General features: G+C 63.1%; 2 protein-coding genes. Both read left to right on the top strand.

Annotated elements, in window-relative coordinates; all coding sequences use genetic code 11:
• Positions 1–284, top strand: a 284-nt coding sequence (locus ENZ74_RS33655; protein WP_164761496.1) for an aldo/keto reductase, incomplete at its 5' end; no start/stop codon positions are given.
• 176 nt (positions 285–460) lie between these two features.
• Entirely contained in the window at positions 461–613 is a 153-nt protein-coding gene (locus ENZ74_RS33650; protein WP_013532262.1) for a hypothetical protein, read from the top strand.
• Positions 614–628: the final 15 nt, after the last annotated feature.

The following is a 628-nucleotide window of genomic DNA, read 5'->3' as shown; positions in this document are numbered from 1 at the left end:
TGCTTGTGGAGATCGGCGCGCAGCGCGGCGTGTCGGCAGCGCAGGTGGCGCTGGCCTGGCTGCTTGGCCGGCCGTCCATCAGTTCCCTGGTGATCGGCGGCAGGACGGAAACGCAGTTCCTGGACAACATCGCGGCGGCAAGCCTGGTGCTTTCCGACGAGGAGCGCGCGCGCCTCGACGCGGTCAGCCGGCCGCCCTTGCTCTATCCCTACTGGCACCAGCAGCTGACGGCAAAGGACCGCTTTGGTGCCGCCGATCTGGTGATTGACCGAAGCGGCATCTGATCGGCAAATCGATGGCGATAGGTATCGCCGCCGCAATGATGGGCATGGCCCCATCATTGCGGCGCGCATCTTGCAAGCCTGGCCATCATCGACGCACTATCGCTTCAGCTGTTGTGTTTGACGGCTAATGCTCCTAGGCAGGACCAGAGCCGCGAGGCAGTGAAAAAGGAGCCGATATGGCGCGACCACCAAACTACGATCAGGAACGCAAGGAACGCGACCGCCAGAAGGCGGCCAAGAAGGCCGAGAAGCTGGCAGCCAAGGTTGCAGCGAGGGAACGTTCGAAGCCCGAAGACGAGACTGAAGCCGAAACCGAAACGGCAAAGTGACGGCAAAAGGCCCGC

Source organism: Mesorhizobium sp. M7A.F.Ca.CA.002.15.2.1 (assembly GCF_003998715.1).
GTDB classification, from domain to species: Bacteria; Pseudomonadota; Alphaproteobacteria; order Rhizobiales; family Rhizobiaceae; genus Mesorhizobium; species Mesorhizobium ciceri.
This window is presented reverse-complemented; position numbering and strand designations above follow the sequence as displayed.

Bases quoted from the DNA above. Each gene is read 5' to 3' on its own strand.
- ENZ74_RS33650 (WP_013532262.1), top strand. From the start codon at position 461: ATGGCGCGACCACCAAACTACGATCAGGAACGCAAGGAACGCGACCGC.